Source organism: Thermococcus sibiricus MM 739, assembly GCF_000022545.1.
Taxonomy (GTDB): domain Archaea; phylum Methanobacteriota_B; class Thermococci; order Thermococcales; family Thermococcaceae; genus Thermococcus_A; species Thermococcus_A sibiricus.
In genome coordinates this window covers 1,459,546-1,485,234 of the sequence record NC_012883.1, presented here as the reverse complement: position 1 = coordinate 1,485,234, position 25,689 = coordinate 1,459,546, and the positions used below count along the sequence as shown (strand labels likewise).

The following is a 25,689-nucleotide window of genomic DNA, read 5'->3' as shown; positions in this document are numbered from 1 at the left end:
TCAGCTCTCCTCGCTTTCTATTACTCCTATCACTTCTCCCACGGGAACTTCGTCTCCTACATCATGAAGTATCTCCACTAGAATTCCTGAGGTTGGGGCTTTGACCTCTCCAGTTAATTTCTCAGATTCAACTATAGCAACAACTTCCTCTTTCTCCACTCTCTCTCCCCTCTTTTTCTTCCACTCTACAATAGTGCCTTTTTTCATGGTCATACCCAATTTTGGCATAATAACATTTATTCTTGACATAAATATCACCATATTATCTTTTTACTCGACCTTAATAAAGTTTTGGGAACATAAATAGAAAATTATATATACTTTAGACACAAAAAACACAATGTCTAATTTAGGCTTTTTTGTTAGTGAAATCATTACTCCGTCACTTTTCAAATAAGTTCTTTCGAATATAAACTGAAGCTGAGGGATGAATATGTTGGAAATACCAAAAGAAAAGCTGTTGTGGATTTACGAAACGATGGTGAAGATTAGAGAACATGAAGAAAGGGTTGCAGAACTCTTTGCTCAGGGTAAAATACCGGGCTTTGTTCACCTATACATTGGAGAGGAAGCTGTTGCAACGGGAGTAATGGCCCACCTAAGAAAGGAAGACTTCATAACGAGTACACACAGGGGACATGGTCACTTTATTGCCAAAGGAGGTAACATTAAGGCATCAATGGCTGAACTCTTTGGAAAGGCCACTGGAATATGTAAGGGAAAAGGCGGCTCAATGCACATAGCGGATTTGGATGTGGGTGAGTTAGGAGCAAATGGTATAGTTGGTGGAGGCATTCCCCACGCAGTTGGGGCAGCATTGGGGATAAAGTTAAATGGTTTGGACAACGTTGCCGTGGCATTCTTTGGAGATGGTGCATCTAATCAGCAGAACTTCCACGAGGCAATAAACCTTGCCGCAATATGGAAACTTCCAGTAGTTTTTGTATGTGAGAACAACCTCTACCAGATCTCTCTTCCGTATTCAAAGCAGCAGGCCATAAAAAGCGTTGCTGAGAGGGCTGTTGCATATGGAATTCCAGGAGTTAGTGTAGACGGTCAGGATGTCTTTGCGGTTTACGAAGTGGCTAAAGAAGCAATAGAGAGAGCTAGAAACGGAGAAGGGCCAACAATAATAGAAGCAAAAACTTATAGGTACAGAGGACATTTTGAGGGTGACCCGCAGATATATAGGTCAAAAGAGGAGATAGAATGGTGGAAGAATAACAAAGACCCAATAACCATTTTTGAGAAAACAGTCCTTGAGAAAGGCCTCTTAACTAAAGAAGAACTTGATGCTGTCAGGGAAAAAGTAAAGAAAGAAATCGAAGAGGCAATTAAGTTTGCCGAGGAAAGTCCATGGCCCAAGCCGGAGGAACTTCTTGAAGATGTATTCTCAACCCCAACCAAGGGGGTGTTAGTATGGCAGTGGTGAGAGAGATAACCTTTGCACAGGCCCTTAATGAAGCATTGGATTACGAGATGTCCAAAGACCCCAAAGTTGTTGTCATGGGTGAGGATGTAGGACAGTATGGCGGAATATTTGGTGTTACAAAGGGTCTTTTAGAAAAATACGGCGAGGAGAGGGTAAAAGACACACCTATTGCTGAGAGCGGATTTATAGGGACCGGAGTAGGAGCTGCTGCTTCGGGATTGTTGAGGCCAGTTGTAGAACTGATGTTCATAGACTTCCTTGGAGTTGCTTATGACCAGATTTATAACCAAGCGGCAAAGATAAGGTACATGTTTGGAGGGAAAGCCAAGATCCCGATAGTTATTAGAACCGTTTCTGGAGCAGGGGCTTCTGCTGCTGCTCAGCACTCACAATCTCTCCACGCTCTCTTTGTTCACGTTCCGGGATTGAAGGTGGTCTATCCCTCCACGCCTTACGATGCAAAGGGGCTTTTAATCTCCTCAATTGAAGATGACGATCCTGTTGTCTTTATTGAACATAAGATGCTCTACGGCGTTAAAGGTCCGGTTCCAGAAGAGCCTTATTCAATTCCCCTCGGAGAGGCTGACATCAAAAAAGAAGGAAAAGATGTAACAGTTGTAGCAACAGCATTAATGGTTTATAGAGCTCTAGAAGTTGCGGAAAAACTTGAAGAGGAAGGAATAAGCGTTGAGGTCATTGATCCAAGAAGTCTTGTTCCCCTAGATGAAGAGACAATTCTAAACTCCATAAAGAAAACTGGACGGCTTGTTATTGTTGATGAAGCATACCCAAGGTGCAGCTTTGCAACCGACATAGCGGCTCTGGCTGTTAGCAAGGCATTTGATAGTCTAAAAGCTCCAGTTAAACTTGTAACGGCCCCATCAACTCCTGTCCCGTTCAGTCCTGCCTTGGAGAAGGAGTGGGTGCCGAGTACTGAGAAAATTGAAACGGCTATCAGAGAAGTCCTTTGATCTTCTTTTTAATATTTATATAAGGGGTTGAGATAATGGGGAAACTTAAAGCCGCTTTTATTTTCGTGGCTCCCGAAGCGGAGCCTGAAAAGCATAAGACAATCATTTCAACGCCAATTGTGGAGCTTCACGTGGTTGGAGTTAAAGACTATGAAGAGGCATGCAAAATCGCAAAGGAACTTGTAAACGATGGTATAGGAGCAATTGAACTATGTGGTGGCTTTGGTCATAAAGGTGTTGCAAAAATTGTGGAAGCAGTGGAAGGAAAAGTTCCGGTTGGTGTAGTTAGGTTTGACATCCATCCAGGGCTTGAGGGAAAAAGCGGAGATGAGATATTTAAGTGAGCAAGAACAAAAAGTTGGAGGAAATTACTGTTAAGTTTTCCATTGAAAGAAAAACAGAATTAAGAAGAAGGAACCAGTAGGTTTAGGGAAAATTTTGATAACTGCAACATGAGGTCTCAACTAGATCTCATATACCTCAGTTTCCATTCGCTTTGCTTTTTCTACATAAACTCTTTTGAAGCTTAATTTTTCATAGGAAATGACTGCTATTATTGCATAAGGGTCGCATTTTCCACTAAGTAAGTGTCCTCCATATACTTTATTGTTTTTATCAGCAATGCTTATGTGGATATGGACTCTTGGGGTAGTCTCTTGGAGGTACCCGGTTATTGAGACGAGTTCATAGACCCCTTCAAGTTTCTTTTGTTCATAACCTGTGCCAGTGTAATAACCTATCTCAGGATCTCTTAACATTCCAATGCCTGAAACTATCATGCCCGCTTTTATGTTTTCTTCTTGTGCCAATTGGGTCAGTTTTTCTACAAGATCTTCATTTTTTTCTAGTTTTACTACTATATGCTCTTTGTCTCTTTTGACATACATTTTAGAAACCTCCTAAAACTGTAAAAGTAAATAAAAATTAAAATTTAAAAAATCATTCATCTTCCAGAATAGTCGCTATACCTTTTACTCCATCCAAGCGCACTTTCATGCCGTCTTTGAGCATCTTGGTGGCAATTCTGGTGCCTACTATACATGGGATACCGAATTCTCTTGAAACTATTGCTGGGTGTGATGAAAGTCCTCCACTGTTTGTGATGACTCCTTTTACCTTTGGATATACTGAAATCCATGCTGGGCTTGTTATGTCACAGACGAGAATATCTCCTTCTTCGACTTTGTCAAATTCATGCGGTCCTTCTACTACCTTAACAACTCCCTCTACGACTTTTGGTGCTCCAGCCGCAAGGCCTTTTATGAGTTTGACTTTACCGGTCTTTGCAGCTTCATATGCCTCTTTCTCTTCTTGTAATTTCTCAAAGCTCCATCCCCAGAGGCCCTGCTTGTATGGCTCGTCTTTGATTGACCATTCTGTAATTGTTCCCACATAGGGAGCAGGGACAAGCTTGTTGGCTTTTTCTCTTTCGGCTTTTCTTTGTTCTACTAGGGCTTTGGCATCAATTTCTGCAGGATCTGCGAATAGGGTTCTTATCTCATCATACTTTAGATAGAGTATATCATAGGGCTCTTCTAGCAATCCTTCTTTTACGAACTTCCTTCCTAGTTCTCTAAGTACGTATTTAGCAGCAGCATTTGTTTGTTGGTCGATATAGAAGTGGTGGTTGGGTGTTAACGGTGCCATTTTTATAGCTCTCTCCATTTGCTCTTTTACTACTTCTTTCTTATCTTCTGGTATCATTTCCATTAATTTTTCAATGGCCTCTTGTTGGTCTGTGGCAATCCATTCTTTGTCTGCGTAGAAGTCGTAGTCCATTGAAAGGTAGGTTCTTAGTTGGGCAATAACAGTTGCTGGGTACTCTTCCCAGGTTGGGAGGTCATACTCATACACATACAGTGATTTTCTTCCGTACTCTTTTAAGAATTGAACTATCTTCTCGTATATCTCTTTACCTTCTTCTAGCTTTTGTAGTTCTTCCCAAACTTCTTCATCAGTTTTTGCGGATTCAAATAGTTCTCTTACAGTTGCGTTGGCTTTAATCATTTCTTTAATATCATATAATACCTTCAAAGAATCCCAGTTAACGTCATCTGTAGAGACCAATACCCTAGCAATTAAGTCCTGAACCTCAGGAGTGTTATACTTTTCATCTCCAAGAATTTGGCGAACTGTTTCTTTGAAGAACAGGAACGATGCAAATTGAGCGAAGTTTAGAATCCAGTGAAGCTTCCAATGTCTGTCATAGATATCCACCATTTCTTCTAAGAGCCACATCATCTCTCCTAATGAGGCCTCTTCATAAGGATAGTTAAATATGAATTCTAGGTTCTTTTTGATTTCGGGAAGATATCTCTTCTTCCATTGATCTAAGAAGATGTCGCTATATACTGGTAATATTTTCATAAAGTATTTTCCAGAAATTCTTAGCTCGTCAGGGTCAGTACGTGGAATTACAGTAGTATAGGCATACCCATTAACTATTTTTCCGGTCCACGCTCTTCCAGTAGGAGACCAAAATCTCCTGTACATATATTCACAACTCTTTATGAGTTTTGCATCCCACCAAGTAAAGAGCTCCATTATGGGCAAGGCTGGATGCGGGTTGTGTAGATCACTCCTCCACCAGTGTAAATCCTTTTCATGTTCCTTCAAAACAGTTACCCATTCTACATTTAGTTCTTTGTCCCAATCTTCGCCCCATTTTACTGGGAAATAGTCGTCCCCTAGGAACCTTTCAATAACTTTGGAACCGAGGGCATATTCCTCCTTTTTTTCCTCCTTCTTAGAAAACAATCCCATTACATGCACCTCCAAGTGCTATTCTGCAATTATTAATAACACACTTTACACTTAAATAGTTTATGGTATATGTATTTTATACACAAGTCAAATCTAAAATTGAACTTTATGTATCATTTTTTATTATTCGTCACCTTAAAATAGTCGTTATAGTATGATATCAATGTTCGAAACTTAAGATATGGGGCCCCTACATATAACTTATTGTAAGTCAAGGTTCCTTTTTTCCATGTACCTTTTATGGCTTTGATCAGTATCTGTATAACAAAATGTACAAGCTCTGGATCATTAATATGGGCATCTACTGGTATGATAGTGACATTTGGGTTTGTTAAATCTACATGGTCCTGTATTCCTTTCCATAACATCATATCTGCAGAAGGATCCCACCATGGTATATCAGTCATCTCTAGTTTGCCATTTTTAATCACTTGACAATACACTCCGGAAGAGTTTGGGAGAAGAGGATTTTTGTCATAAGCACTGAATCCGTGTATTGGTATTATGATTATTACAGGACTCTCGGCATCGTTAATCCGTTCTGCAATTAGCTTTCCAGAGCGGTACATTTCCTCTTCATTTGATCGCATTAGAGTTACCATTCCTTTACTGTGTTCATAAAAAAAGCGTTTTCTATATTTTTTGGGAATAGTCTCTGGCGGTCCAAAAACAACTTGATCAAGTCCACCAGGGAGTATTATGTAGGGGAGTTTTCTTTCAATGGCTGCTCTAAGCCTTAATCTTCCCTCATGACTTGCTATTAAAATCCCACCAGCAATTTCGTCCACTATTTCGTGGGTAGTTAGATCATAAACTCCGACTACTCTTTCTTCACTTCTAATGAATTCTTCCATAGTATAGCCGCCTGAGAGACCTACTGCATGAAAAGAAATTACTTCAAAACCTTTGTTTTCTATGATTTCCTTGCTCATCAGCAAATGGGGAGTAGTAGTTCCAAATTGTGTTGCTACGATAATAGGTTTTTTGGGGATATCTACAGGCTTAGCCTTTAACTCTCCCATAATGGCTGCTGCAATTTGATTAAGGACAGTGGCTTCTATGCTATTTATCTTATTTCCACCCGCCATATCTGAAATAGACCACCATACCTTAATGTCACTCCCGACTATTATAGGGGAGACTTCTTGGGGTAAAGTACTTATCAAGTATTTGGGAACAAATAGGGGCAGCGTTTTTAATATTCTAGTAGCCATCCCACTTCCTACAGATCCTCCAAATGCGATAATACCTCCTAGCTTCTTTTCAGTTAAGAGGTTACTCAGTATTTTCACTGCACCTTTAATCATGATCTCTTGGGCCTCTTTTCGATTTTTCTTAGAGACTTCTTCAATTGTACTACCTCCTTCCTGAGCTACGATATGGTTGGGGACATCAGGGGTTATTATAGTGGGGTTGTATTTCCTAAGAGAAATATCAATTAGAAAAGGTGTTCCACCATAAAGTTCTATTTTCTCTTTCAGATATTTGGCCTCAATGCCTTTTGTATCAAATGTACCCATAATACATACCGTTGTCCTATTCATTTCCATAACATTTGTCACCTCTGTAATAAAATAATATCAAAAATATGTTATTAAGAAACCTTTAAATACTTTTCTTTGTATTTTAATTTTGTCAAAGAACAAAGTGAGGTGGCTAAAATGAAGATTGGCTTTGTAGGTGCGGGGAGAGTTGGGTCAACAATAGCATTCACGTGTCTCCAGCAATTAGATGTGGAGGAGATCGCGCTTGTAGATATCATGGAGAATTTAGCAATCGGCGAAGCTATGGACTTGGCTCATGCAGCAGCGGGCCTTGGGAAATATCCAGAAATCGTGGGGGGGAGTGACTATTCCATTCTTGAAGGAAGTGATATAGTAGTTGTGACAGCTGGCTCTGCGAGAAAGCCTGGCATGAGTAGATTGGATTTGGCAATGAAAAATGCAGGTATTATCAAGGATGTAGCGAGGAAAATAATGGAAAGTTCCCCTGAAAGCAAGATACTGGTAATAACAAATCCTGTTGATCTAATGACCTATGTAATGTGGAAAGAAAGTGGAAAATCGAGGAATGAAGTTTTTGGAATGGGTAATATGTTGGATTCGATGCGTCTTAAGAGAACCCTTCATGAATTAGGGGTTAAAAATATAAATAAAGCTTGGATTCTTGGAGAGCATGGAGATAGCATGTTTATTTCAAGGACCCTCATAGACGCTGAAAATGTTCCAGAGTTGGAGAAGGTTCTATCTGAGGTTAGGTTTGTCGCTGCTGAAGTAATAAAAAGAAAAGGAGCCACATTTTATGGGCCTGCAATAGCAGCTTATAGAATGATAAACGCTGTTCTAAACAATACTAAGGAGGAAATGCCTGCTAGTGTAATATTAAAAGGAGAGTTTGGCTTTAGTGATGTTTCAGTAGGTGTTCCTGCTATCATTGGTAAAAATGGTGTGGAGAAGATTGTCGAGTATCCCCTTGATCCACAAGATATGGAAAACTTAAGAAATTCGGTTAAATTATTAAAAGAAAGATTAAAAGAACTCGGATACTAAGAAAGAAAAAATAAGGGATCAGATTTTGTCGCTAAGGAATTCCTTAGCTTTCTTTTCTGCTTCTTCAAAATATCCTGATGCTCTAAGGGCTGGAACGTATACACAAATTAGTTTAAGTGTCTCATCGCTGGTGTTTTTCATTTCATGCTTAACTCCTGCTGGGGCGTATACTAGCATATCGGGGTGAACTTCTACTTCTTCTCCATCTTCGGAGATTGCTACACCGTGGCCTGAGGCAATATACATGTATTCGTCCACATCGTGGGTGTGAAGTCCGGTAGTACTGTGTGGGTATATTAGAGATACCAGTAGTGTAAGCTCCTTGTTTCCTACATTTGGGGAAAAGAGCACTTTTAGCACTCTTTCATTTGGTTTTGGAACGGTTACTCCAGGGACTTCCCAAATTTTTATAGCTGCCATATCACATACCTCCTTCAAATAATTTTTTCAATCTCATCCATAATAATCTGGGGGTTCTTTGCACGGATGAGGTATATATCAAGCTCATCCGCAACCTTCTTAACGAATTTCAATCTTTTTTCTCTTAGTTCTTCGTAGTCTATGAGTGGGAATGGTCTCTTACTGGAAAGCATGTAATGGGCCATGAAATAGGTCTCTGTCAGGCATATGAAAGTTTGATACATTTTCTCGTATGTATCTAGTTTTGTGACAAATGTGTCAAAATTGCCGTCAATATCTGGAATTATTATTAAGTCCAGCTTTCCGAATTCTTCTACCCACTTCCACTCTGGAAGTTCATCAAAGAATTTCCAAACTCCATGAGTGGCGGGAGGTAAGTCTGATCTTTCTGTTCCTTTCACTCTCTTTGTTATGAAAACATCTTTGCTCCCTTCTACTACCTCTAGGTTCTCATTAACCAAGACGCTTTCTGTCCCGATAATTGCTCCTCCCCTTCTAATGGCTTCAATCAAACTCATAGTCTTTCCATGGTTTTCTTCTCCTGCCATGAAGAGTATATTCTTTCCCTTGTAATTTACAGCTGTGGAGTGGAAGTTGTATATGCCATTTTCTTGAAGTTTCCTAACAAGCATTGCGAGCATTAGCTTCTGTATGTCTCCTGGGGGCAGTTGTCCGTATAACATCAAAACTTTTCCATTGGGGTTGTAGCTGACATCTATTTTTTCCGTATCTGCATACCAGACTATATCTGGTTGCGGTTCTTTTGTATCTTGGGCTTCCTTTAACCCCCCTAATCTATACTGAATAAAGCTTAGATCCCCAATTAAATCCTCTTGGCTCTTTGATATTATATCTACTCTTAATCTAACTCCTGCAGTTTCAAATTCACGAATTTTAACTTCCATCTATTTTCCCTCCTTTTCTAAAACTTCTCTTGCTATTTTTATTAACAAGGAATCAGGTACAGTGCTTTTTAGAGTATTGGCAGTCTCCTTGACTTTGCGAGCTATTATCTTCATTTTTTCTGGGTCTTCTACAGTAATTCCAAGCTCAGCTAGTTTCTCTGCCACAAATGAGGCTCCACTTCCCTTTGAGACCACATAATCCAATTGTCTCCCTACGGCCTCTGGCATAAATGGTAGCATACCTGTAAGTTTGCCGGCTTCTCTTGCCTTCCTGTGCATCCAGGTAATCCACCCTGCTGTGTATTTGAACTGGTTTGCACCAACAATGGGCTTGTTCACTGCAACTTTTACTTTTGATATTTCTTCAACGATTTTTGAGATCTCGTATAGTTTTTCTAAGTTTATGTTGGTCTTTACTCCTAGTAGAAACTCCAATGCAACTGCTATCTCTTCAAGAGACAACAGGCCAACTCTCTCTCCAAGACCGTTCACGGTCACATGGAGACCTTCTACTCCAGAGGCTACGGCAACTAGGGCCCCAGCAGTCGCTAGACCAAAGTCATTGTGTATGTGCAACTCTAATGGTGTTTTGTCAGCTGCTTTCTTAAGGCGCTTCATAACGTATTCCATTGCCCATGGAAGGGCGTCTCCATAGGTATCACATATAGTAATCCTGTCCACATGGGCCTCTGTTAACGCCTTCACATTCTGCTCTACAAAATCTAAGGGGGCTTTGAAGTCATCCCAAGGCATTGCAACTACATAAAGGCCATGGTCTTTTGCATATAATGCAGCATTAACTCCACGTTCGATTATTTCTTCTGGCTTCAAATTCCAGAATACTTTTCCTTGCCATGGATTTCCAACGAAATCTAGAACAACGCCCTCTAAATCTAGTTTTAGGGCCAAGTCCGTGTCTTCCTTTTTCCAGCTTACGAAAGAGAGAAGTTTTGCATTAAGGCCCATATCAACTAATTCTTTTGCGGCTTCTTCATCATCCTTAGATAGGAATGGGATTAATTCTATTCTGTCTATGCCGAGTTCATCTAGGGCCTTTGCAATCATTACTATCTCATCTCTCTTGAATGCCACTCCAGGCATCTGTTGTCCTTCTCTTATTGTGGCATCATGGAGTACCACTCTTTCTGGAGGGCTTATCTTGGAGCGCACTTCATCAATCCAATTGTAGGGAGTTAACCAATATCTTTCAGTATCCCATTTTTCTTTGTTTGGCAAATCCAACCTTACCACCTCCATAATACAATTTAATCTTCATCTTTTCCAAGTAGCTTTGTCCATGGATGACGTGGATGAGGGCCAGCTGTGAGTAGTGGGTATACTTGAGGAGGATACTTTGCTCCAATTTTTTTCAGTCTTGTCAAGGCTTTTTCTAACTCCTCAACGTCCATTCCCAGCCATATCTCATCGTCTTGGACATGGGCCATGGCTCTTGCTCCCCCACATGGGATGTTTAGCCATGGATGATTTCCTAGAGTCAATGTTGCCACGATTTCACATGCGGCGTGACCGTTAAAATTAGAATAGGGTTTTTTGAACTCCGAGTCATAGTAGCCACCCAGAAGTAAATATGCCTGAGTGGGGTTGACAATGAGTATGATTCCGTCAGGATCTATTTTGAGTTCGTGGAAATCTTTCAATGGTCCAAAAATAGCTTCTTGGTATTTTCCCTGGGGAAGATGAACGATATCTTGTATCATTTTTTCATACCCTTCTTCGGTATATTCCTTGCCTGAAAGCCATTTTGCTTTTAGTTTTTCAGGAAGTTCTTCAAATCCAAGAATATAGGGTCCAAAAACACATCCAGCTAGGCTTTTACTATCAACTCTGTAAGTTTTTTCATGTATTGCCACAAGTTTCAGTACTTGACATAAAGTAAGTTTTCGTCTCATTTTTTTAATATTTTTGTACTCGGGAATCTTATCCTCCTCGACCATTTTGAAAGCTATAGGGGCTCCTTTAGGCTTAATTCGATATTCAATTTCGTCTGAGATTTCTTGTATCTCCATTTGTTTCATCTCCAATAAATAAAAATTGAAAGACTAATCGATTTTATCTACTGTTCCATCTGGATTTATTCCTCTTAATTCATAGTATCTTGGTAGCCACTTTTCTACAGGCGGTACTTTGGTGTCATCTCTGTTGGCATGGGGTAATGCCATCCTTGGGGGTAGTTTGTCATCTTTGGAGGTTAATCCCAATTCATTGTTTATCTTTCTCTGTGTCTTCCATATTCTGTTTCCGATTTCCATCAGTTTCTCGGGAGTGTATTCTTTTCCTGTGACAAAGTAGAGGAGTTTTATTATGTCTGTTACAGTCAAACCAGCGGAAAACGCATACTTACAGAGAATCAACGAGTCGTAGATTATCATCAGGTTTTGCATTTTTATAACAGTCTCGATCAATTCGTCACCGTCTATATACCTGTTTTCAAAGGCAGTTATACCAAGCTCGGGTACAGAAACTCCCTTGAATGGCATGTGGGGCCATCCTAAATGATCTGCTCCACGGTTCATAGTTGCATAGCTTAACCCATGAGACCAGTAGGCCCTACCATCGTGGGCGGGCATTTCTAGGCCTTTTATTTCTACTGCGAGTTCCGGTGCGCCTAGCTTTTGAGCGGCCTTCCTAACGCCTTCCGCTAGGATATCTCCAATACCTTCTCTGTATGCAATTTTTTCGAGCAATTTATGAACTGTTTCTGCGTCTCCCCACTCTAGGTTTAGGCCTTCAATGTTCTTATCGACTATTCCCTTTTCAGCTGCATCAAATAGGAATCCAATGACATTTCCTGCTGAAATGGTGTCCAATCCTAGTCTATCACATATGTTGTTTGCCTTAATGATTGCCTCTAAGTCATCTAATAACAGGTTTGATCCTAAAAGCCCCACTGTCTCATATTCCGGCCCTAGCCCGGTGAATTCTTTAAAGTACTTTCCATTTTTGACTTCTACAAGTCTTTTACATGCAATTGGACACAGAGTACATGCAAAGGGACTCTTGAGATATTTTTCTGTCATGGTGTCTCCACTGATTTTGGCGACTTTTTCATCGTCCCATTTGCCCCAAAGGAAGTTTCTAATGGGTAAGTTTCCAAGCGCATGATATGCTTTTACCCCTCCAGCACTTCCATAGTTTCTTAGTCCGGTTCCACCTTTTGTTAGTTTCTTTACAAGATCTTTGAGGAATTCTTTTAGTTCCTCTGGATGAGCTACAGGTATTTTCTGTGTTCCTTTTGCTACTATAGCTTTAAGATTCTTGGATCCCATCACTGCACCAAGACCACATCTTCCGCCGAATCCTTCTTCATTTGCTATGATAGAAATCTTGACCTTCTTTTCTCCAGCGGGTCCTATTGCTAGGGCCTTCACGGTCGGATCATTCAGATCGCTTCTGAGAGAGTTTATAGTTTCATGTATATCTTTTCCCCAGTATTTGCTTGCGTCTCTGATCTCTGCTTCTCCATCGTTGAGGTAGAGATATACAGGCTTCTCGGCCTTCCCTTTCACTATTATCGCATCAAATCCTGCTTTTTTCATCTCTATTGCAAATCTGGTTCCAATATGAGTTTCACCCCATACTCCAGTCTCTGGGGAGATGGAACCAACGGTAACCCTTCCTCCATTTGGAATTCCGTCGATAGTTAAAGGTCCAACAGCAAAAACCATTATGTTGGATTCATCTTCAGGACTTTTAATTTTTTTAAGTTCCTTGTGTATTACATGGACAGCGTATCCAGCTCCACCCATGTATTTATCGTAGACTTCAGGGTTAGCCTCTAAAATCTCGAGTTTGTTCTCACTCAAATCAACATTTAGTATTTTCCCAGTATATCCAAACCATTCCATTTTCTTCACCTCATTAATGAATTAAAAAACAAAAGTTAAAATATCAAGGGTCTTCAATAATTTCCTTCGTAAGTGTGATTATTGTTCTGTTCTGTTCGTGGGCCACTTTGCTGGCTAGTGAGTGCACGAATTGAATAGCTTCTGTAGGGCAGTACTTAGCGCACTGGGGATCCCCATCACATAAATCACATATTTTGATCTGGTTAAGCATTGGGTCTAGGATAATGCCGTTGTATGGGCAAGCTTTTATACAGAGTCTACAACGAGTACATTTCTCATGATCTACAACAGTAGCTCCTGTTTCTGGATTTACGGATAGTGCATCAAAGGGACAAGCTTGAATGCAGAATTTCTCCTCACACTGAACGCACACATTTACAACATCTAAGTTTTCTTGTTCTTTTCTTAGAACTCTAATCCTACTTCTGTCAGGATTTACAACACCTAAGTGATATGCTGAGCATACTGTAGAGCATATATTACATCCAGAGCATTTTTCCGGATAAAAAACTAACATTCCTTTCATTGTTCTCCCTCCTTAATAAGACCCCTTAGTTTGAGATCTTCCTCAATTTTGGAGAGTCCTAGCTCTCTCAGAACTGAAGGTTTGGGCACTGTTGTTTTTGGATCAAGGCCTCTGAGTGCATAATATGCATCAAGCAGTTTTTCAAATTTTTCACGTGGGAAGATCTTAGTATCCCCTTTCTCATTTACGGGCAAGGGTTCTTCGAAAACTCTTCTTGGGAGGTAGTCGTGTTCTCTGCGAAGACCGTACCTAACGTTCTCAGCTCTTTCAGTTATAATGGTTCTATGTGCAGCTTTGGCAAAATCTTCTGGAGTTAAGTTAAGGCCAGTAGCAGCGTTGTATACCTTAAACATCCCTTTTTCTTTTATTTCTGCTATTTCAGGTGTAGATGTGTAGGAAGAATAGGCCCAATTACAAACATTGAAAAGGTTTACCAACGTTACATATGTCTCAAAGCGAACAAATACTTCCATCGCTTCGTACTCTGGCAATTCATCCCATTTTAAAGACCTTCCACTGCTTAATACGGAAACTCTCAAGTGATCAGCGCCTCTGGTAGCGATAGCGTATCTCATATTATACACATTTCCAGCTCTTGGATCGTTTGAAGGCATTGTTAGTCCTTTCACCTCTAATGCATACCACTCGCTCTCAGGTCCAAACTCTTTTATTAGTTCCTTTGTACTTTTTGCAAATAGTTCACCGATCTTGCCCTTTCTGTAGGCTACACTTTTGATGATCTCTTCCATAGCATCAAAGTTCCCCCAAGTGAGCTCTAACCCTCCAACCTGTTCTTTTGTTATTATTCCGTTTTCATACAGGTCTATTGCAAAGGCAATGTTAGATGGTAATGTTGTTGCATCAATTCCATATGCGTCACAAAGTTTGTTCAGGTATATACCAGCTTCTGTATCCCATCCACCGGCCCTATAGGTAAGAGACTGCATTGAATAATATTCTGGGCCTCTGCCTTTTATTACTCCATATTTTTCGCTTTCCATGTACACTGATCTTGTACAGGCTATCGGACAGAGATAACAGGATCTCCCCTTGACGTGATATTTTAGTATACTCTCTGCACTTACCTTTTCAAGTTCCTCTTCGGTTGCATATCCACGATGACCGTTTTCTACGATTAGTGTGCCATGAGAAGAATGGACTCTATGAAGGAAGTTGGAACCTAATAATCTCCCCACTTGAGATGTCATGGGATCGTCCAAAAACACTTGCAGAAGTTCTTCAAATGCTTCTTTCCAAGCTTCATAATTTGCAATTTTAATGTCTTTTGTTCCTCTCACGGAAATTGCTTTCAAGTTTTTGGAGCCCATAACCGCACCCATTCCGGCTCTAGCGGCGGCACGGCTCTCAGTCTCTATTACAGCTGCAGTTGCAACTAAATTTTCTCCAGCGGGCCCAATTGTTACAGCTTTTATGTTTCTATCTCCTTCTTTCTCCCTAAGGCGATCAAAAGTTTCGTGGGTTGTTAAACCCCAGAGATCCTTAGCACTTTTAATTTCAACGTTTTCATCCTGAATAGAGATGTAAACTGGTTCTTCTGCTCTTCCAGTAACCACTATGAAGTCATAACCTGCATGCTTTAATTCCATAGCAAAGTCTCCACCAGAGTTAGAATCTCCATGAATCCCAGTAGCTGGAGATCTGGCCCCTACAGTAAATCTACCTGAAGCAGGGGCTATTCCCGATAGAGGACCAGTAGCAAATACCAGAGGATTTTGAGGATCCAGGGGATCTTTTTCAGGGTCTACTAGGTCAAAAAGAAGCTTTGCAACAAATCCACGTCCACCGATATAGTTCACAGCAAGTTCAGGGTCGAGGTCTTTTATCAGAATCTTGTTTTTAGACAAATCAACCCAGAGGGTCTTTCCTGCATACCCACCTTTAATTTGTTTACTCATATATCATTCCTCCATTAAAAATTTCAATATGTGGTATATAAATTGAAATTCTTAAGCTTTTTGGTATATACATTAGGAAAGGAAATATAACATTGTGTAAAGAAAAACCGGATTTTCTATACAATATAATCCCCCCATAATATAACACAAATGAAATTAAAAAGAAAAAACTGGTACTCTTTTCATTCCTTTTCGACAATTGCAACAGCCCTAACCCAGCCAGCACTTGCGCCTTCGATCTTTATTGGGAAGACAACTACAGTGAAACCTGTTGGTTTTGGTATTTTGTCTAAGTTTGCTAGCCTCTCCAAGTGGAGATACTCCTTTTCTCTTCCTACATTGTGGGCCGGCCATAGGACATTTTTATCGCCTGTTCTCTTGTATTCTTCACCCATCACTTTAAATGCTCTATCGAATCCGAATGCATCAATTCCCATCACTTTTACTCCTTGTTCAATCAAGTAGAGAGTTGCTTCTCTGCTCATTCCTGGATGATTTTCAAAATATTCTTTCGTTCCCCATTTCTTGTCCCATCCGGTCTGGATTAGGACTATATCCCATGGTTGTATTTTGTAGTTGATTTTCTTCAATGCCTCTTTAACGTCGTCCTCAGTTATTAATCCTCCAGGCCCAACATGTCGCACGTCTAAAACTACACCATTTCCAATACACCATTCTAGGGGGACCTCATCAATGGTTTTGGCCTTCATTTTCCCATTTTCGGTTGTTGGGAAGAAGTGCCAGGGAGCATCTAGATGTGTCCCAATGTGGGTAGTTAAAGTGAGTTCTTCCCAAGCCTGTGAGTGGTACTCATAGAATGGCGGTCCAGGCGGGAAGTCTATGGGGTCTATTCCTGTAGGCACTGAATTGAGTCTAGCACCTTGTTCGTGGTTCCACTTGGCCATTTTCACATGCCCAACAATATCGGGCATAAAAGGTTGTATTGGTAATGTTAAATCAATCAATTGATATTTTTCTCTATCCCAAAACAAACATGCCACCTCCAAAGTAGTTACTCAGTTGATATATTTCATGGAAGTATTTAACCTTTTTGGTTGAATTTTGTAGTACCAATGGTATCATATTGGAGATAAATTTGAAAAATACAAAACATTTTGATACATATCTATATTGGGGGTGAATAGGAGATAGGTTAAGGATCATAACATGTTATACTGGAAATTGAGTCTAACATTTTCAATAGTGGTGAAATTAAATAATCCCTCCGTGAACTACCGGTAGGAAGAATACTTCTTCTCCATCACTTAAATGGACTCGTGGTAGATCCTGAGGTATTAACACACGTCCTCTTACAATGATAGTTGAGAATTCAAAGATCTTTTCTGGATTGTTTTCAAAGAACTGTGCTAGTTCAGGATATTGTTCAAATAGGAACTTAACTAACTCTTGGACGGTTATGGAATTCTTGTCTAGTTCTATTATTTCTTTATGTTTCTTTGTTTTTTCATAAAATGGTCCACCATACGTTAAAGTTAACTTCACTACCTACACCTCACTTTAGACCGCACTTTCCGATGTTTCGAGCTTTCCTTTTTTAACATTCCAGACAGTTTCTGCTCTAGCTTGGACAATTTTAATTTTTTCTGGAAATCCCTCATATTTATCTATGGCCCATTCAATATCCATAAATATACCATAATGTTTTTCAATTTTTAGGGCATAGTCCACAAGTACTTCTATTTCTGCTGTACTTAATGAAGGCCGCTTCCTAAATTGCGGGAATACGGGAAGTTCCTTTACTGTTCCTGTAGAGGGGTCCCAATCCATTCTTATATCTTTTTCAGCTAGTTGTTTCTTTAGAACCTTTTTAGTGTTCTTATCTACAACAAAGTGATCTGGGATAACCCTGCCGCTCACAACAGCCTCTCCTAATCCCCAAGTTCCTTCAATTACTATCTCATTTTCATTGCCAGTGATAGGATTCACAGTAAACATAACACCCGCAGCCTTAGAACGGACCATGGCTTGGACAACCACTGCCATGTATACATTTCTATGAGGAATATCCATCTGATTTCTGTATACAATGGCCCTTGGAGTATAAAGGCTTGCCCAGCATTTCTTCACGTGTTCAATTACACTTTCTGGGGTGGATACATATAGGTAAGTATCTTGCATACCTGCAAAACTGGCACTTGGCAAATCTTCAGCAGTGGCTGAACTTCTTATTGCTACTTTTGTGTTCTTCTCATTTTTTATTTCACAGAGTTTTTCATATGCTTCTATAATCTCTCTTTCTAGGTCTTTGTTTAGGTGGGCAGATATTATCATGTTTTGTATTCTTTTAGCGGTTTCTTGTATTTCTGAAACCTTGGTTATATTTTTTGTTTTATCTAAGAGAGTTTGGAGTTCGTCCCAAATACCACTTTCACGCATAAACTCTTTGAAAGCGGTGGAGGTTACTACAAACCCTTCAGGAACTCTAACTCCTATAGATACTAGTTCTCCGAGGTTTGCACCTTTCCCACCTACTATATTTAAATCATCTTTGTTTATTTCTTCAAACCACAAAATATTTTTCTTGGACTTTTCGAAACTTGACATGAGTATCACCTTCTTGTATTTAAATACATTAATTATATGTAATATATCAAACTTTTTAAAGCTTTTTACACACAAATTGTTATAGAAAAAATCCAATATTGTAAAAATATGAAAAAAGCATTTATGATATTTACGATCTATCTTTGAGAATGGTAACAATTTATGTTATACTTAGAAAATAGAAAAAAAGATCAAAGGCTTCATTCTTCAGCCGTGTACGGAAATGTTATTGTGACGTTAAACCATCCCAAGAACGCACCGAAGTATCCTGCTATTAATGTCCAGAAGGCTGCAACAAAAGTGGCACTGTACGCGCCTACTTCTACTGGTGGCAAAGCTCCAGTGAAATACACAGCAAGTGTCATAGAAACCCCGTTGAATATTGGTAAAACTGCCTTACCTAGACTGGGATTCTTGAAACTATAGACTATGAGACCAATCCAAATGAAGTTCGTGATGATAAATGCTATATCAAAGGCCATTGCAGAAGTTAATGCAACTGAGGACGCTAGCCAAAAGGCGGTCATAAGACAACCATAGAGGAAACCGTAGCCAATCATTTTCAATGCTTCCATATTTGCTCCGAGCACAAAATACTCAGCCCAAACAATAAAGCTAATCCACACGGGGAGACCCCAAGTCCCCAGTCTTGTTGCAAAGGGAGTTGCTACCGCTACAGTAATAGGGGTCGCTATCCAAAGAGGAATTCTTTGCTTTACAACTGCCATAACAAATCACCTTTAATTATTATATGTTACTCCTTTATATATTTTGTGTATATCCTTGTAATTTTTCTTTATTTTTACTCATTATTATTTGTATTTATTTCAATAAAATTTTATGTTTTTAAAACAAAAAGTGCTATTTGTTTCTTCGAAATCTCTTAATTCAGGGAATTAGATGTAACATTGGTTTACAATTTTCGGATGATTTTTTTTAGAAGTTTTAGTATTACGCTATTTTGTAACAATATTTAAAATTTTAAAGAAAAGAATTTGAATTAGAAGGACAATTTGTAATGTTTCACAACTAATTCGTCTATTCCTATCTTCTCGAGGATATCCAAGGGTACTTGCATTGAAACCTGCACTATTCCTGGAAGTCTACCAATCTCCACGGCTCCACTTATGGTGACCCTATTTTTAACTTCTTCAATACTCATTCCAAAGAGCTTTGCGGCCCTTTCGAAACCTCTCATGGCAGCTTCATTTATTGTGGGCCCAGATCCTATTATCTGTATTGGGGCAACTGGCTCCGGTTCGATTCCAAACTTTTTAGCTAAGGTTTGTACTCTTTCCCATTCGTCCTTTCTCCAAGGTTTGGCCAAGGGCGGTAGATCCTCTTCTAGTGGTAGCAATAGTGGGCCGTCTAGATTGAGGTTCTTAATAACTGAGACTTCTATTTCACTTTCAGCACTTACATCTGTCGTGTGTCCTGCAACTTCCCCATCTCCTTGCATTGCATGGGCGTCTCCAGCGTAAACACCACCGCCATCGACTTTTACTGGAGCTATTATAATTGCACCTTCTTTAACTGCGTCAATGTCCAAATGCCCATCGGTAAGCTTTGTATCGTATTCTTCTTTTGTTATTGCATATGGATGTGGGGCATCTATCAAGAAGGAACCAAAATCTCCAGCGTTGTGGGAGTCAGGAATATTTACTGCAGGTACAGTTCCAAACTGGCCTAAGAATGGTATTATTCTTGAGGGAACTCCAACTATATCAGCTTTCGCAAATATTAGAATTGGCACTTGTTTTGAGTTCTTGGGTAGAGAATGCCATTCCCAGGCATCTTTGGCTATCATCTCAGCGGTTTCTTTATTTACTGTAACTCCAACCCCTAAATTATGGTCAAAGACCATTGTATAACCATTGACCATCTTAAATGGTGAAGCTGGGGACCCGCAGTGCTTGCAGCGTACAGCATCTTCTCCAATCCCAACTACTTCAAATTCGGGCCATGGTTCGTTACATGTGGGACACTTTTTGGCCACAAAGGGATCGCCAACAAAGGCCCCCTCTCTGACGGTATCTACTCCTGAAGAGGCCGCTTTGGAGAGAACTTTTATGCTCTTTATCTTCATTACCAGTCCATCACTGACTTTTGCCCCCTCTACAGCAACAGGAACATTGACCTCGTGACCTCCTCTGAGGGTTGGTGTTATCATTGGACCCCAGCATCCGGGCGCTGTAACGAAGATTATTCTTCCCCCATCTGCCACAGGCCCAAGCATTTTGGAGTGCGGCCCAATAATTCCGTTTGTTTGCAGATCATTAAAAATCTCTTCTTCGAAAACCATTGCAAATCACCAAACGTTAGTTTGGTGAATGGTGTATAAAAACATTATGTATATTTGACAAAGTGTTAGTTTGAAATTGTCTAAATTTCAATGTTCTTATCTATTTGGTATAATTAAGATGACTTAATCATCAAAACGTTATATCCTTATCTTTTAGGAAATTATCTATCAAACACAATGTCACTAATATTTTATATTATGAATATTTGATATAATTGGGTGGAATAAATGCTTGGATTTGGTTATCATGCATTTTTGAATGATCACATAAAAAGAAACAAATGCAAAAGGTTGATGGAGATCGGTGTATACGATGGAGAAAATGCTCGAAGCATGATTGAAGCGGCAAAAGAAAACTTCTCTCCAGAAGAGATAGAGTACTATGGGTTTGATTATTTTGAGGATGAATGGTTATACCAGAGGATCTACAAAAAGCTTGAAGAAACAGGATGTAAATTTAAGCTGTTTAGAGGAGATTCTAGGGTCACTCTCCCCCAGCATGTGGATGAGCTCCCAATAATGGATTTAATATTCATTGATGGTGGAAAATCTTATGAAACTGCAAAAAGCGACTGGGAGAACTGTAGAAAACTAATGGGAAAACATACGGTGGTTTTTGTTCATAATTATGAATTTCCGGGGGTTAAACGAATGGTAGATGAAATCCCCAGAGAGGAATATATTGTGGAAATAATTCATCCCCCCGATGACTATGCGACTGCAAGAATTAGGAAAAAATAATTTCTCAAAATTCTTGTAAATTTGCAAGAAATTTTGGGTATTTATTTCCTCATTTTCGTCTAAATATTTTACTTGGGTAAAGTTTATATCTAATGAAATTAAATTCTACCATGAGTGATCTCTATGTATGGATATATGGGAAAAATATTGAGAATAGATTTGACGAACAAAAAAGCCACGGTAGAACCATTAAAAGAGGAAGTTCTCAAAAAATTTATAGGCGGAAGAGGAATTGGAGCCAAGATTTTGTGGGATGAACTAAAGCCGGGAATTTGCCCTCTAAGCCCTGAAAACAAACTGGTTCTCACTGTAGGTCCGTTAACCGGTACAAAAGTTCAATCTGCATCAAGGTGGATGGCCCAGTTTAAATCTCCACTTACAGGAACATACTTTAGAAGTGTAGGGGGCGGTTTCTTTGGTGCAGAACTTAAGTTCGCAGGCTATGAAGCAATAATAGTTGAGGGAAAGGCTGAGAAACCCACCTATGTTTACATAAATGATGAGAACGTGGAATTTAGAGATGCAGAGAGAATATGGGGAATGAACACTTTAGCCACAAGAGAGTTTCTTAAGGAAGAGACGGACAAAAATGCCCACATGGTCATGATAGGGCCTGCTGGAGAAAACCTAGTAAAATTCTCAGCAATTGTGACAGATGGTGACTTTAGAACCGCCGCTAGAGGCGGTGGCGGTGCTGTAATGGGATCAAAGAATCTCAAGGCTATCGTAGTAAAAGGAAGCAAAAGACCAGAGGTTTACGACGAAAAAGCCTTTGATGATGCTTTTAAGGAACAGGTGGAGTCATATAAGAGTAACCCTGCGTTTGAAGGGTTCCACAATCTTGGAACAAACTTTGCTGTATATCCATTCTATACCCTTGGACATTTCCCCACGTATAATTTCAAGCAGAAGGAGCTCTATGGTGCGGAAATATTCCAACCGGAAATTCTCTCTCAGTACGTGGTAAAGCACAGCGGTTGCTGGGGCTGCATGATAAGATGTGGAAAGGTGTTTAAACTCACCAAAGGGCCCTATGCAGGAACAGTATGGGACTTTCCAGAATATGAGACCCACTGGTCGTTTGGAGGAAACCTGGGCAACATAAATGTAGAGACAATAGTCTATGCCAACATGCTTTGCGACTTTTATGGCCTCGACACAATTTCTACAGGTGTTGCAATAGGATTTGCAATTGAACTCTACGAAAAGGGAATTATCGGAAAGAGCGAAACTGACGGCCTTGAACTTAGATGGGGAGATCCAGATATTATTCCTGAACTGGTTAAGAGAATAGCCCTAAGAATAGGTATAGGCGATTTACTTGCAGAAGGAACAAGAAAGGCTGCTGAGAAAATTGGTAGAGGCGCCGAGAAGTATGCTATCCATGTTAAAGGCCTTGAATTCCCTGCATACGATCCAAGGTCTGCTAAGGCCCATGGTTTGAACTTTGCCACATCCCCAATAGGTGCAAGCCACTGTATCGGATGGAACAAGTTTGAGATAATGGGGATCCCAAGAAAGGCTGATCCATTTGCCACCGAAGGTAAGGGTGAGATAACGAAGTACGTCCAAGATGAGACGGCGATTGCAGAGACTGCCATATTCTGTATATTCCCCTTCAACATGGAGATGGTAACCATTGACATGTATGCAAAGATGCTCTATGCAGCAACAGGTATTGAAGAGTTTAAGGATCCGAAACACCTCTGGCTTGCTGGGGAAAGAATATTCAACCTTGAAAGGGCCATCAATATTAGGGAAGGTATTGATGGTAAGTACGACAAAATGCCGGAGAGGATTGTTAAAGAGCCTGTATTGAGGGAACCTTCAAAAGGCCAGATCTTTGAGGAGGAGATTCTCCTTAAGGACTACTACAAAGTCAGGGGCTGGGATGAAAACGGCGTTCCCACAAGGGAGAAGCTCAGAGAGTTAGAACTGGATGAAGTTGCAGAAAAGCTTTAATCCTCTTTTAAATTTTTTGGGTGAGAGAATGAAGGTGTTCGTTAAGCTGATAGCTCAGGTAGCAGAGGGTATAGAAAGGCTAGAATTCTGGGTTTTTCTGGAAGAAAACTCTACGTTAGGTGATCTTTTAAAAAAGTTAGAGCTTGAAAGAAAGATCAAAATAGAGTGGGATAAGCGGAACATTGTTATTTTAATAAACGGCCGTTCAGCGGAGTTTCTTGGTGGAGTTAAAGCCAAACTCAAGGACATGGATAAGATTGTAATAATGCCTGTTGCGGCGGGAGGATAGCTTCAACTCACCTTGAACCTTTCGATAGAGGTATATACTTTGAAGCAAAAATTAGTAGAGGGATGATAACATGAAGCGAGTGATTGTTTTGGCATTGCTTTTATTGATTGCACCTCTGGTTAGTGCATGTTATAACCCGATGGATTCCCTGGCTTTGGAGGTTCGTCTAAACAAACCGGGCATCCAACATGATCTAACCTCCTTGAAGGACGCTAAAAATGTAATAATTGAAAATGGAAGCATAATATATCGTTCTCACTACGATGATAGAGTGGCCGTTATTTTGAAGGAAGTTGATTCTTCTCTGTTGGTTAGAATACAAATACCTGCGAAAAGCTTTGAATCTAAGTATGCCTACACATCTTTTGAAACACCTTTGTTAATTTCTAACCAAAGTTTGGAGCAGATTAAGGCCCTGGGGTGGGATGTTGAAGACTATACCTTCAGGAAGAGGAGTTTATTTGTGCAGATAAGCTCTAGGAAAGGTGATGAGTGCGAGAGCGATTCAGATTGTGCAACGGGAGGCTGTTCTGGAGAAGTTTGTGCTCCAAAGGAAGTTGCAAAGGAAATCGTAACCCCATGTGTGTACAGGGAGTGGTATAATTGCTTGAGGTTAACTCAATGTGGCTGTTATAACGGGCTCTGCACGTGGAAGCCCAATTCGGATTTCGAGAAGTGCTTGAAGGATTACGGGGTTGACCCCTCAAAGGTCATTAAGCCCCCGCTTGCCGAAGTTTACATAGCAGATTATGGAAAAGAGAAGCCAAGTGAAGGGGATATAGCCGATTTGAAGGCTCTTTTTGAAGAGCTCGGCATAGCATGTGCTTTTGAGGAAATAGAGTTTAAAACCGAGACCACAAACGCTCCCGTGGGTGTTGTTGATCCATATTCCTTCAATTTTAAGGAGGCCCTGAGGGTAGAGCTCGAATGGTTGAAGGAGAAGGGAATAATAAACATAAGCGATGAAGACATTGAAGCAATCGTTGAGGTTGCGGAGAAAGGGAAATCAGGTTACAACTCCCACATAGGCTGGTATGAAAAGGGAGGAAAATACTCATGGATTGCTTATGATGAGAGCGATAATCCACTTTTGCTTAGGTGCGTTGGCCAGCCCTTTGAGCTTAAGCTTCCCTCAGGTCAAGTTGAACTTTCTCAAACCACCACACCATCAGATACTACCTCACAGCAAACAGGGACTATCTGCGGCCCCGGGCTTATCCTGGGTTTGGTGCTGGTGGCGAGGGTTTTTAGGAAATGATCCTTGGTTTACTAGAGGGGCCCCATAATGGGGTACCTCTTTATGATTTGTCACATCCTCCTGAAGACCCGGTACATAACGGGATCTGGTATCCGGTACTTTCCGTATCCGATGGTCTCTAGGAATCCATAATCCACAAGCTTTGAGAGGTACTTCCTCATAGATTTCTCGTCAATGTTTTCTTCCAGTTCTTCCTCTGCAAGGTTCTTTATTCTATCCCATCTTGCGTGTCCTCTTCCCTCACTCAGGCGTGCGACAATTCTCATAATGATCTTGTATCTGGGAGATAGCTTGTCTAGCTCTTCAAACTCTGTTTCTACATATTTCATGGCCTCATTAAGGACTCTCTCAATGGCCTCATCGTGGGTGAGTCCATCGATCCTGCGGGCTCCATAGTGCACCAACCACCCGGGAACTCCATCTAGAGTGTTCACTACAGGTAACAGCTCTCTCTCGTTCACTCTTATACTGTACTCTTCAAATCCTCTTCTCAAGAACTCTAAACTCTCGGAAGGGTTGAATCTAGGAAGATTTATCCTTACTTCGTATCTACCAAAGAGAGGGGCCTTTCCATCTTCAAGGCGCAGAAAGTTCTCCAAAACTCCCACCTGAGATCCTGTGAAAACAAGAATCACGTTGGGTAAGGAGTCAAGCACCCATGCAAAAAGCTTTGTTAAATCTTCATTTGAAAACCTGAGGTATTGAGCCTCATCAAAGGCTATTATGGCCAGCTCGTTCCCCTCGTTTATTGCTGAGAGTATATCCACTATGTCAATGTTGTGCTCATCAGTCTCTATCTCGATCCCTCCGATTTTTATACCCTTTATCTTTGAAACTACTCCTCCTACAAAACCTCTGCTCACGAGGGCCTTGTAGAGCCGCTCAGATATAATTCTCTGAGGATACTTGGAGTTGATGGAAGTTGCGGCCCTTGCATCCACCACTGCATATGGGATTCCATATTCTTTTTCAAGCTCATTGAGGCTGGCATAGAGAAAGCTCGTTTTCCCTATTCTACGAGGACCGGTAATTATGAAGAAATTTCTACGTTTCTCCACAGCTTCTATGAAGCTAAGGTACTCTGCCCTTCTCCCAAAAAGCTCAGTAATTGATGTCTTTGGGTGTACATCAAACAACATTTGTGGACACACCCCATAATGGGGTATGTCCTTAAATATATAAATTTTGTGGAAAAACCCTCCTGAGAAACTTATCGATAGTTAC

General features: G+C 40.4%; 25 protein-coding genes. 8 read left to right on the top strand and 17 right to left on the bottom strand.

From position 1 onward, the window contains the following. On the bottom strand, positions 1 to 261 hold the full coding sequence (locus TSIB_RS07990) for a biotin/lipoyl-containing protein (RefSeq protein ID WP_015849907.1): 261 nt from the start codon (positions 259 to 261) through the stop codon (positions 1 to 3). Between the two features lie 172 nt (positions 262 to 433). Here TSIB_RS07990 and TSIB_RS07985 point away from each other — a divergent pair, with 172 nt between their 5' ends. The 3 genes from TSIB_RS07985 to TSIB_RS07975 are packed head-to-tail and all read left to right on the top strand — an operon-like array spanning position 434 to position 2,747. After that, complete coding sequence (locus TSIB_RS07985) at positions 434 to 1,432, top strand: thiamine pyrophosphate-dependent dehydrogenase E1 component subunit alpha (protein WP_015849906.1); 999 nt, start codon at positions 434 to 436, stop codon at positions 1,430 to 1,432. After that, positions 1,420 to 2,403 (top strand): alpha-ketoacid dehydrogenase subunit beta, encoded by a 984-nt coding sequence (locus tag TSIB_RS07980; protein WP_015849905.1) that lies wholly within the window; start codon positions 1,420 to 1,422, stop codon positions 2,401 to 2,403. The genes TSIB_RS07985 and TSIB_RS07980 overlap by 13 nt, the downstream gene beginning before the upstream one ends. A gap of 35 nt (positions 2,404 to 2,438) precedes the next feature. After that, complete coding sequence (locus tag TSIB_RS07975) at positions 2,439 to 2,747, top strand: DUF6506 family protein (protein ID WP_015849904.1); 309 nt, start codon at positions 2,439 to 2,441, stop codon at positions 2,745 to 2,747. Between the two features lie 120 nt (positions 2,748 to 2,867). On the opposite strand, the gene TSIB_RS07970 is transcribed toward TSIB_RS07975, so the two are convergent. From TSIB_RS07970 to TSIB_RS07960, 3 genes are all read right to left on the bottom strand, one after another. Further along, on the bottom strand, positions 2,868 to 3,290 hold the full coding sequence (locus TSIB_RS07970) for a PPC domain-containing DNA-binding protein (RefSeq protein ID WP_015849903.1): 423 nt from the start codon (positions 3,288 to 3,290) through the stop codon (positions 2,868 to 2,870). A gap of 52 nt (positions 3,291 to 3,342) precedes the next feature. Next, entirely contained in the window at positions 3,343 to 5,166 is a 1,824-nt protein-coding gene (locus TSIB_RS07965; RefSeq protein ID WP_015849902.1) for a PEP-utilizing enzyme, read from the bottom strand. Between the two features lie 113 nt (positions 5,167 to 5,279). Beyond that, positions 5,280 to 6,716, bottom strand: coding sequence for a Tm-1-like ATP-binding domain-containing protein (locus TSIB_RS07960; RefSeq protein ID WP_052293233.1), 1,437 nt, complete (start codon positions 6,714 to 6,716; stop codon positions 5,280 to 5,282). 111 nt (positions 6,717 to 6,827) lie between these two features. Here TSIB_RS07960 and TSIB_RS07955 point away from each other — a divergent pair, with 111 nt between their 5' ends. Next, entirely contained in the window at positions 6,828 to 7,715 is an 888-nt protein-coding gene (locus tag TSIB_RS07955) for a malate dehydrogenase (RefSeq protein WP_048160518.1), read from the top strand. A gap of 18 nt (positions 7,716 to 7,733) precedes the next feature. Here TSIB_RS07955 and TSIB_RS07950 read toward each other — a convergent pair whose 3' ends face one another. The 12 genes from TSIB_RS07950 to TSIB_RS07895 all read right to left on the bottom strand — a co-directional run bounded on the left by TSIB_RS07950 (position 7,734) and on the right by TSIB_RS07895 (position 20,215). After that, positions 7,734 to 8,135 (bottom strand): cupin domain-containing protein, encoded by a 402-nt coding sequence (locus tag TSIB_RS07950; RefSeq protein WP_015849899.1) that lies wholly within the window; start codon positions 8,133 to 8,135, stop codon positions 7,734 to 7,736. 14 nt (positions 8,136 to 8,149) lie between these two features. After that, complete coding sequence (locus tag TSIB_RS07945) at positions 8,150 to 9,040, bottom strand: hypothetical protein (RefSeq protein WP_015849898.1); 891 nt, start codon at positions 9,038 to 9,040, stop codon at positions 8,150 to 8,152. Beyond that, positions 9,041 to 10,282, bottom strand: coding sequence for a LeuA family protein (locus TSIB_RS07940; protein ID WP_052293232.1), 1,242 nt, complete (start codon positions 10,280 to 10,282; stop codon positions 9,041 to 9,043). A gap of 23 nt (positions 10,283 to 10,305) precedes the next feature. After that, positions 10,306 to 11,067 carry a DUF169 domain-containing protein gene (locus tag TSIB_RS07935; RefSeq protein WP_048160516.1) on the bottom strand — a complete coding sequence of 254 codons (762 nt, stop codon included), beginning with the start codon at positions 11,065 to 11,067 and terminating at the stop codon, positions 10,306 to 10,308. A 33-nt stretch (positions 11,068 to 11,100) separates the two neighbouring features. After that, positions 11,101 to 12,906, bottom strand: coding sequence for an aldehyde ferredoxin oxidoreductase family protein (locus tag TSIB_RS07930; protein WP_048160514.1), 1,806 nt, complete (start codon positions 12,904 to 12,906; stop codon positions 11,101 to 11,103). A gap of 43 nt (positions 12,907 to 12,949) precedes the next feature. After that, positions 12,950 to 13,432 carry a 4Fe-4S dicluster domain-containing protein gene (locus TSIB_RS07925; RefSeq protein ID WP_015849894.1) on the bottom strand — a complete coding sequence of 161 codons (483 nt, stop codon included), beginning with the start codon at positions 13,430 to 13,432 and terminating at the stop codon, positions 12,950 to 12,952. Further along, the gene (locus tag TSIB_RS07920) at positions 13,429 to 15,348 is read right to left on the bottom strand and encodes an aldehyde ferredoxin oxidoreductase family protein (protein ID WP_015849893.1); all 1,920 of its coding nucleotides are present in this window, start codon (positions 15,346 to 15,348) and stop codon (positions 13,429 to 13,431) included. Before TSIB_RS07920 ends, TSIB_RS07925 begins: the two co-directional genes overlap by 4 nt. A gap of 182 nt (positions 15,349 to 15,530) precedes the next feature. Then, positions 15,531 to 16,349 (bottom strand): cyclase family protein, encoded by an 819-nt coding sequence (locus TSIB_RS07915; protein ID WP_015849892.1) that lies wholly within the window; start codon positions 16,347 to 16,349, stop codon positions 15,531 to 15,533. Positions 16,350 to 16,560: 211 nt separating this feature from the next. After that, positions 16,561 to 16,851, bottom strand: coding sequence for a MoaD/ThiS family protein (locus tag TSIB_RS07910; RefSeq protein WP_015849891.1), 291 nt, complete (start codon positions 16,849 to 16,851; stop codon positions 16,561 to 16,563). 15 nt (positions 16,852 to 16,866) lie between these two features. Then, entirely contained in the window at positions 16,867 to 17,913 is a 1,047-nt protein-coding gene (locus TSIB_RS07905; RefSeq protein WP_015849890.1) for a PEP/pyruvate-binding domain-containing protein, read from the bottom strand. Positions 17,914 to 18,113: 200 nt separating this feature from the next. Then, positions 18,114 to 18,641, bottom strand: a complete 528-nt coding sequence (locus TSIB_RS07900; protein WP_015849889.1) for a DUF1097 family protein — start codon at positions 18,639 to 18,641, stop codon at positions 18,114 to 18,116. A 272-nt stretch (positions 18,642 to 18,913) separates the two neighbouring features. Continuing rightward, positions 18,914 to 20,215 (bottom strand): acetamidase/formamidase family protein, encoded by a 1,302-nt coding sequence (locus TSIB_RS07895; protein ID WP_015849888.1) that lies wholly within the window; start codon positions 20,213 to 20,215, stop codon positions 18,914 to 18,916. 228 nt (positions 20,216 to 20,443) lie between these two features. Here TSIB_RS07895 and TSIB_RS07890 point away from each other — a divergent pair, with 228 nt between their 5' ends. From TSIB_RS07890 to TSIB_RS07875, 4 genes are all read left to right on the top strand, one after another. After that, positions 20,444 to 20,956, top strand: coding sequence for a class I SAM-dependent methyltransferase (locus tag TSIB_RS07890; RefSeq protein ID WP_015849887.1), 513 nt, complete (start codon positions 20,444 to 20,446; stop codon positions 20,954 to 20,956). Positions 20,957 to 21,079: 123 nt separating this feature from the next. Then, positions 21,080 to 22,918 carry an aldehyde ferredoxin oxidoreductase family protein gene (locus TSIB_RS07885; protein WP_015849886.1) on the top strand — a complete coding sequence of 613 codons (1,839 nt, stop codon included), beginning with the start codon at positions 21,080 to 21,082 and terminating at the stop codon, positions 22,916 to 22,918. A 28-nt stretch (positions 22,919 to 22,946) separates the two neighbouring features. Then, complete coding sequence (locus TSIB_RS07880; protein ID WP_048160510.1) at positions 22,947 to 23,207, top strand: MoaD/ThiS family protein; 261 nt, start codon at positions 22,947 to 22,949, stop codon at positions 23,205 to 23,207. Between the two features lie 70 nt (positions 23,208 to 23,277). Next, positions 23,278 to 24,465 carry a CGP-CTERM-anchored Cys-rich protein gene (locus tag TSIB_RS07875; RefSeq protein WP_015849884.1) on the top strand — a complete coding sequence of 396 codons (1,188 nt, stop codon included), beginning with the start codon at positions 23,278 to 23,280 and terminating at the stop codon, positions 24,463 to 24,465. Positions 24,466 to 24,515: 50 nt separating this feature from the next. Here TSIB_RS07875 and TSIB_RS07870 read toward each other — a convergent pair whose 3' ends face one another. Continuing rightward, entirely contained in the window at positions 24,516 to 25,604 is a 1,089-nt protein-coding gene (locus TSIB_RS07870) for an AAA family ATPase (RefSeq protein WP_015849883.1), read from the bottom strand. Positions 25,605 to 25,689: the final 85 nt, after the last annotated feature.